This is a genomic window from Micromonospora sp. NPDC050495, assembly GCF_040655175.1.
In the GTDB taxonomy this organism is placed as follows: domain Bacteria; phylum Actinomycetota; class Actinomycetes; order Mycobacteriales; family Micromonosporaceae; genus Micromonospora.
Window position 1 is genome coordinate 39,540 of the sequence record NZ_JBFAJK010000043.1, and the last position, 7,000, is coordinate 46,539.

General features: G+C 72.1%; 8 protein-coding genes. All 8 read right to left on the bottom strand.

The annotated features are described in order from the left end of the window. Positions 1-105 precede the first annotated feature (105 nt). Positions 106-510, bottom strand: coding sequence for a hypothetical protein (locus tag AB0I11_RS28300; RefSeq protein WP_357327170.1), 405 nt, complete (start codon positions 508-510; stop codon positions 106-108). A 117-nt stretch (positions 511-627) separates the two neighbouring features. Beyond that, positions 628-1,626: an N-6 DNA methylase gene (locus AB0I11_RS28305; RefSeq protein WP_357327173.1), complete on the bottom strand. Its 999-nt coding sequence runs from the start codon at positions 1,624-1,626 to the stop codon at positions 628-630. 93 nt (positions 1,627-1,719) lie between these two features. Further along, positions 1,720-2,001, bottom strand: coding sequence for a hypothetical protein (locus AB0I11_RS28310; RefSeq protein WP_357327176.1), 282 nt, complete (start codon positions 1,999-2,001; stop codon positions 1,720-1,722). 29 nt (positions 2,002-2,030) lie between these two features. Beyond that, complete coding sequence (locus AB0I11_RS28315) at positions 2,031-2,342, bottom strand: hypothetical protein (protein WP_357327179.1); 312 nt, start codon at positions 2,340-2,342, stop codon at positions 2,031-2,033. Positions 2,343-2,507: 165 nt separating this feature from the next. Then, positions 2,508-3,113 (bottom strand): hypothetical protein, encoded by a 606-nt coding sequence (locus tag AB0I11_RS28320; RefSeq protein WP_357327182.1) that lies wholly within the window; start codon positions 3,111-3,113, stop codon positions 2,508-2,510. Between the two features lie 180 nt (positions 3,114-3,293). Then, positions 3,294-3,632, bottom strand: a complete 339-nt coding sequence (locus AB0I11_RS28325) for a hypothetical protein (protein ID WP_357327185.1) — start codon at positions 3,630-3,632, stop codon at positions 3,294-3,296. Between the two features lie 8 nt (positions 3,633-3,640). Beyond that, complete coding sequence (locus AB0I11_RS28330; RefSeq protein WP_357327188.1) at positions 3,641-4,468, bottom strand: hypothetical protein; 828 nt, start codon at positions 4,466-4,468, stop codon at positions 3,641-3,643. 66 nt (positions 4,469-4,534) lie between these two features. Beyond that, entirely contained in the window at positions 4,535-6,244 is a 1,710-nt protein-coding gene (locus AB0I11_RS28335; RefSeq protein WP_357327191.1) for a major capsid protein, read from the bottom strand. Positions 6,245-7,000: the final 756 nt, after the last annotated feature.

A 7,000-nucleotide genomic window follows, 5' to 3' on the forward strand; every position in this document is an offset into this window, starting at 1 on the left:
TGCCGCTGTCCGGCCGCAATCGTCAATAGCGACCGGACAGCAAGAGCCCGTCTAGGGACTCCGCACCGGGGCCGGGCACGCCGCCCAGCCCCGCCTACGCAGCCACTAGGCGGTCGCGTCGACCGACCAGAACTCCGTCTCCCCGTGCCACGCGACGACCGTGTGCGGCGACGGTGCACCGTCCGCCAGCCAGGCGAGCATCTTCTCCACAGTCGACTCCCGGTAGCGCCACGCGACCCGGCTGGCCGCGTACTCCTCCAGCGCGTCGCGCGTGCCGAGCACCCGGGTCGTCCCGCCGCTCCATCTGGTGACGATCACCGTCACCGGCTCCTCGTCCGCCGGCCGCGCGTCGCACTCGTCGACCGGCTCGCCGCGCGGGCACCTCGGGGCGCACGGCCCGGAGAAGTGCTCCCCGCACTCCCGGCAGCAGTCGTTCTCGTCCAGCCAGCTGTCCGGCCGGCCGGCCGCGACCGCCGCGCGCTTGCCGGCCCGCACGGTGCTCTTGCCCATCTCAACCTCCAGGTGAATCGGGGCAGGGTGTACATATTCATTGTATGTGACCAGCACCTTTGCGTACATTTTTTATGTATACATGTGGGCCGTGTAGCGCGTCACACACGCGGCCGGTCAGAACAGCGAGCCCTGCCGGTACACCGCGTCGGCGTCGAACGTCGACGAGGCCGGCGCGGGCGGCGGCGGGGGCGGCGGCTTCGGCGCCGCCCGCCGCATGTGCCGCGACAACTCGCTCTCCGGCGTCGGCAGGTCCAGCAGCTGCCGCAGCGCAACGATCTGCCTGGCCTGCCGCCACGCCGCCTGCATCTCGTCGATCGCCACCTGACGGTCCCGCAACGCCTCGTGCATCCAGGCGTCCTGCAACCCGTCGCCGCAGCCGACGACCACCCGCCAGCCCAGGCCCCAGAGGTGCAGGTTCACCGCGCACAGCGCCGCCGCCAGCGGGTCCAGGTCGTTGGCCCACCACTCGCACCTCGTGGGGTCGAGCCCGTTCTCCCGCATCGCCTGCGCCGCGCCGAGCAGCATCGTGCCCGTCCCGGCGCACGGCTCCAGGATCCTCGCGCCCTCGTCCGGCGCGACCATCCGGCCCAGCAGCAGCGTCACGCTCTCCGGCGTCAGGAACTGCCCGATGCCCTTGCGCCCGCCGTGGCTCTTCATCTGCTGCAACAGCATCCCGAGCAGGTCGGTGTCGCCCCAGCCGTCCGGCCCCCACCGGCCGAACACGCCGCGCCGCAGCGCCGCCTGGCCGACCGCGTGCACCGCCCGCTGCGTCGTCTCGTCCGGCTCCTCGTCGATCCAGTACCACAGGTGCTTCGTCCGCGGGTTCAGGTCCGGCCGCAGCGCCGCGAACTCGCACCACAGCCGCTGCACCAGCAGCCAGAAGCCCTCGTAGTCCAGGCGCTCCGCCGCCTCCCCCAGCCGGTCCAGCTGGTCCGGGACGGGCGCTTCCCGGGCCACCAGCGCCAGGGCGGCCACCACGCTCATCGGCACCTCGATCCGCGAGCCGCCGTACCGGCTGTGCCACGCCTCGTCGACCGCCTCCGCGATCGCCCGCGCGTGCTCCCTCGGGTCGCTGGGCACGGCGTTCGCGCGCCGCGCCATCGTCGTCGTCATGCTCTTCCTCCACGTGAACTGCCGGCGGCCTGCCCGCCGGCGGGAACGGCAGCGCCCCCGCAGCCAGCACGGCTGCGGGGGCGCTCGGGCGGCTCAGACCAGCCGCAACACCTCCATCTCGGGCAGGCCCACCACCGTCTCGTGGGCCAGGTCGTAGAAGTGGAGCCGCACGCTCTCGCCCAGCTCCTCGCGCACCGCCACGGCGGCGGCCTCCTCCATCACCCGCGTCCAGTCGACGCGCGGGGCACGCTCGTGCCGCCGCTCGGTCAGCGCCTCCAGGTCGAACGACAGGACGTCGCCCTCCTCCACCTCGGACAGCGCGATGACCTCCCACTGGTCGGCGGTCGGCTCGGCCTCGATCAGCTCGATGCTCACGGTCAGCTCCCTCTCTCTGGCTCGCTCGGTCAGCAGTTGCCGCAAACGCCCGACGCCGGCAGCTCGCAGAAGCACCCGTCGCACAGCCGCTTGCGCACGGCCGCCACCTCCCGCGCGTTCTCGGCAGCCTGCTTCTCCCGCGCCATCCGCTCGCGGTCGGCGTACACCCGCGCGTTGTGCTCGCGCGCCGCCCGGTTGTAGGCCAGGCGGGCACGCTCCTGCTCCTCCGTCTCGCGCGGGAAGAGGCCCTCGCCGGCCACCAGGCGCTCGCGGAAGCCCGCGGTCAGCGCGTCCAGCGCCTCGATCGTCCGGGTCATCTCGTAGCTCATCTCGCGGGCCATCGGGCACTCCTCACGCACTCGGGGCGGTTTGCTGTACATATTCATTGTAGGCAGACGCCAGGCCCCTCTACAAGTTTTATGTATGGCTCGGGCTGTGGAGCGGACCACACAAACGACGACGCCCCCGCGCCCACGTGGGGCGCGAGGGGCGTCGGGCCGCTCGGCTCAGAACGACTGGTTGTACACCTCGTGCGTGTAGCAGTGCCAGTAGAACTCCTGGTTGTCGAAGCCCCGGCAGTCCGCGTGATCCATCGCGGTCCCGGGCTCGACCTTCTCCACCCGCTCCACGCCCATCACCCACACGGTGTCGGCGCCGCTCTCCTGGACCCACACCATGCCGTCGCGGACCTGCATCACCTCACCGTGCCGCCGGGTCGGCTCCCACAGGGCGTCCCAGCGCACCTGGTCCTTCTCGGCCAGCTCGGGCAGCGGCTTCTCCTCCGGCTTCGCCTCCCGCGCCGCCTTCACGCCCTCGGCGACGATCGCCAGGGCCTCCCGCCGCTCGGCCACCTTCATCATCGCCGCGTCGACCGCCGCCGCCTTGCCGCTCACGGCGGCCAGCAGGTCGCCGCGCACCGACGTCCGCAGCTCGCCCGCCTTCGCGCCGACCACCGCGCCCTCGGTTGCCCCGATGAGCTCGTGGGAGTGCCGCTCCAGCTCCTGCTCGGCCTGCACCACCCGCAGCGCCAGCTGGGCGACCAGGCCGTACCGGTCGGCGCCCTCGGCCTCCACCTTGAACTCGGCGAGCAGCTCGTCGACCCGCTTCTCCATCTTCCTGCCTCCTGTAGGGGTAGCGCGTTGCGTACATATTCATTGTATGCGAATTTCAGCTCTGCATACATCTTTTATGTACGCCTCGGGCCGTGGAGCGGGTCACACAAAAAGCGCCGCGCCGCCTGGCACGGGGAAGAAACCAGGCAGGGCGGCGCGGTCCGGGGCGAGGGGTACCGGTCAGCTCCGCGACGTGCGCGAGGTCGACCGGGACGCCTTCGTCGACGGCTGGGAGGAACCGTCCGCCGACTTGGCGTCCGCCCCGGACCCGTCGGCCCCGGCGTCAGCCGACGTGCCCTGCGCGGTGACCGGCTCCTCGGTCGGCGCCTCGACGAGCTGCCGGCCGTCGCCGGAGCCCAGCACCTTCTGCGCCAGGTCCTCGGGCACGTCGAACGCCAGCCCGATCGGGCCGTCCGTCGTCGTGCGCACCTCGTCGTGCCGCTCGGCGCCGGCCGCGTCGAGCAGCTGCTTCGCGAGGGCCTGGGCGTCCTCGCGGTCCTTCGGGTAAATCAGCGGCATGTCTCCTCCTACGCCGGCACGCCCGGCAGCTTGACCTTCACCGCCGCCACCGCGCAGCTCCACCCCACCGTGTAGAACCGCTCGGCGACCGCGAACACCTCGTTGTCCGTGCGGTCCAGGGCCTCCGGCAGCTTCGGCAGGAACACCGCCGACCGCCGCACCATCACCGGCCCGGTGGCGTACAGCCACGCCTCGTCGACAGCCGGCGCCGCGCCGCCCGGCCCGACGCCGGTCGTCTGCGCGAACACCAGCGGGTTGCCCAGCGGGGCCACCTGCCGGGGACCCTCGATCCGGGTCAGGCCCTTCCCCGCGAACCATCCGGCCGTCCACCGCGGAGCCCACACCGCGCCGAGCACACCCGACTTGTCGCCGATGTGCTCCTCCAGCAGGCCCACGCCCTTCTCCAGCGGCACCGGCGCCGCACCGGAGTTCGCCAGGACCGCGGTGCCGGCCGCCGCCAGGAACTCCGCCTGCCCGGCCTCGCCGGTCCATACGTAGTGCTCCAGCGACTGCTGCTCCACCGCCCCCATCGCCCGGCGGGCCCGGTCGAGCAGGTCGTCCCGGGCAACCGACCGGCCGGTCAGACCGGCGTACAGCCGGACCACGCCGGCCTTCACGTTCGGCACCCCGTCCGGCACCGTCATCGGCGCCCGCGCCGGGTCCGAGGCCGCCGCCGCGCTCGTCGGCGCGGGCGCTTCGACGCACTGCGGCTCCCACTCCACCCCGGCCTGGAACTCGCGCTGGTCGGCGGGGTCGACCACGACCGCCGCCGAGAACAGCCCGTACCGGTACGGCGTCGTCGCCGGGGCGTCCACGTACACCAGGGGTTGCGTCACCCGTCACTCACCTCTCGGGGCTGGGAGCCGCGTCCGAGCTGGGCGCGGCCCCGTCAAACGGGTAGCTCAGACCGCCGAGCAGTCGAACGCCACGGTGCTGCCGGTGACGCCGGTCGGGCACAGCGGCACGCTCACCTTGTAGGACACGAAGCACCGCTTCACCAGCAGCGTCGCCTGCTCGGTGAACAGCGCGATGTACTCGTTGTCCTTCAGCTTCGTGCTGTCGTAGACCGCCGACAGGTCGATGATCGGCTTGCCGCCCTTCACCCACGTGCCCGGCGCGTAAATCAGCAGGTCCGCGGTGCCCGGCCACTGGCCCGGGGCCACGCTGCCGCCGAAGCCGTTGCCGCCCGCGTCGGCGTACCCGTCCTGCCAGTCGTAGACGAACTGCGGGCGCAGGTGCCGCCGGGTGAACCAGGCGACGATCTGCTCGTCGGTCACGTCGAGGTAGTTCACCCCGGCCCGGCGCGACATGTCCGCCCGGATCCAGTCGATCAGCCACAGCGGCGCCACGCACTCGAGGAGCTGCCGGCGGCTCAGCCGGTACCGGTACCGGTAGTCCGTCGCCGCGAGGGAGATCGCGCCGAGCAGCGCGGTGGTCGTCTCGTCGCCGTCGACGTCGCCGCCGAGGGTCAGCGCGAACTGCGTCGACTGGCCCGGGGCGGCGGCCATCCGCTGAATCAGCCGGGCGTTGATCTTGTGCTCGTGGGCGGTCAGCGCTCGCCGCACCACGTCCCGGGTCAGCTCAGGCCACACCGCGTTCTGCACGATGTCCTGCTCGATCTGCACCCCGTCCACCTCGAGGCGCGTCTCGGCCCAGTTCACCGTCGGCACCCGGTACGAGGACTTCTCCACCCCCGCGGTGCTGTCGGCCTCGGTCTGCACGAAGCCGATCCCGGAATACAGGTCGCGGAAGTCGAGGTTCGCCGGCACCTTGATACCGCCGCCGCGCGGGACCGTGATGCCCGGGAGGTCCAGCAGGCCCTCGGTCGTCTCCAGGCCCTCGCACAGCTCCCACAGCGTCTCCGACGGGGCGCCCCAGCCGCCGGCCGCGACCAGGTTGCCGCCCGACAGCCGCGACTCCGACGCGGCCAGCTCCACCAGCTCCATGTCGGTCAGGCCCCTGCCCCCGGCGACGAGCGCCTGGTCGACGGGCAGCTCCACCCGGGCCACGTTCTGCTTGATGCGGGTCGCGACCCCCACCCCGCGCGGGAAGCCAGCGAACTTGTCGTCGAACGCCGACGCGACCTCCGACACCGAGGAGAACACGTGCCCGTGCGGCACGTTCGGCACGTCGGCGGCCGCCTTGATGACCGCCGACTTGCCGGCGCTGGTCATCTTCGGCTTCGGCTGTCGGCGGGCCGCCCGGCGGGCCAGCGACGCGACGACCGGCGTCGGCTGCTGCTGCGCCGGCTCCTCGGGCGCCGGCTCCTCGGCCGGCGCCTCCTCCGCTGGCTCTTCCTCGGCCGGCTCCTCCTCGGCTTCGCCGCCGTCGCCCTCGTCACCGTCGCCATCGCCGCCCTCCGGAGCGCCGTGCACCGTCGCGGTCAGGTCGTCCAGCTCGGAGGCGACCTGCTCCGCCGCCTGCTCGATCCGCGCCTGCTCCGTACGCACGGACTGGACGAATGCGGCCAGCTCACGCAGCCGGGCGAGGCCGTCCGCGTCCAAGGCCGGGTCGTCGCGGAGAGCGTCGAACGCCGCAACGGCCTGGCTCTCCAGCTCGGTCAGCGCGTCGAGATCGAGCCCGTCCAGGCTCGGAGGGATCTGAAAGTCCACCGTCGGCTCCTCAGCACGGTAGGGATCTCGTCCCGACCGGCCCGCAGCCAGCATCGGCGGTTCAGCGCACAGCGTAACCCACCATGCGACAAGCGCTCGGCTGCGACGATGGTGGTCGACCGGGGGTTTCGGCAGCCGCCGTCATCCTCCGTGGCTACAACCTGCGTGAGCCGCCAACGCAGCCCCACTCGAAGGCGGAACGGCAGTGTGTAACTGCCCACCACCACGCCTGAGTCGCAGGCGCCTACACGGGCAGCGACGACAAGAGGAGTTGGAAGCATCGAGCAGGAAAGGTGGGCATGTCATGAAGCCCAGTACCGCCAGGTAGGTACGCAACAGTGGGAGAAACCGCGAGCTGGATCGCCGCGGTTACTCCCCTATCGATCCCAGTGCTGCTCATCGTCTCGGCTCACTATTTTGTGGGGCGGGTCGAGAGGACGGGCGGACACGTCGAGGTCGAGTGGAAAGCCGTTGCGTTCCGCATCAAGTGTTCGTTCTCGCCAGAAAACCCTGGCGATCCACCCATCGGACATCAGGACCAGGCAGTACCGCCTGACGTGAACCCGGACGGAAGTCCCCCGGAGCTCACCCCAGGCGCCGCTGGCCCCGGGAACGGGGGTGGCGGCCCATGACATAGACGTTGCGGTGGGGGGGCCCCCCCCGGGCGCCCCCCCCGCGACGACGGTGACAGGGGGGGGGGGGGACCCCCCCCCCCGCGGCCCACAGCGCGAAACCCGGCGCGCGAGGAGCGGGGAG

Bases quoted from the DNA above. Each gene is read 5' to 3' on its own strand.
- AB0I11_RS28300 (WP_357327170.1), bottom strand. From the start codon at position 510: ATGGGCAAGAGCACCGTGCGGGCCGGCAAGCGCGCGGCGGTCGCGGCC.
- AB0I11_RS28325 (WP_357327185.1), bottom strand. From the start codon at position 3,632: ATGCCGCTGATTTACCCGAAGGACCGCGAGGACGCCCAGGCCCTCGCG.
- AB0I11_RS28320 (WP_357327182.1), bottom strand. From the start codon at position 3,113: ATGGAGAAGCGGGTCGACGAGCTGCTCGCCGAGTTCAAGGTGGAGGCC.
- AB0I11_RS28305 (WP_357327173.1), bottom strand. From the start codon at position 1,626: ATGACGACGACGATGGCGCGGCGCGCGAACGCCGTGCCCAGCGACCCG.
- AB0I11_RS28315 (WP_357327179.1), bottom strand. From the start codon at position 2,342: ATGGCCCGCGAGATGAGCTACGAGATGACCCGGACGATCGAGGCGCTG.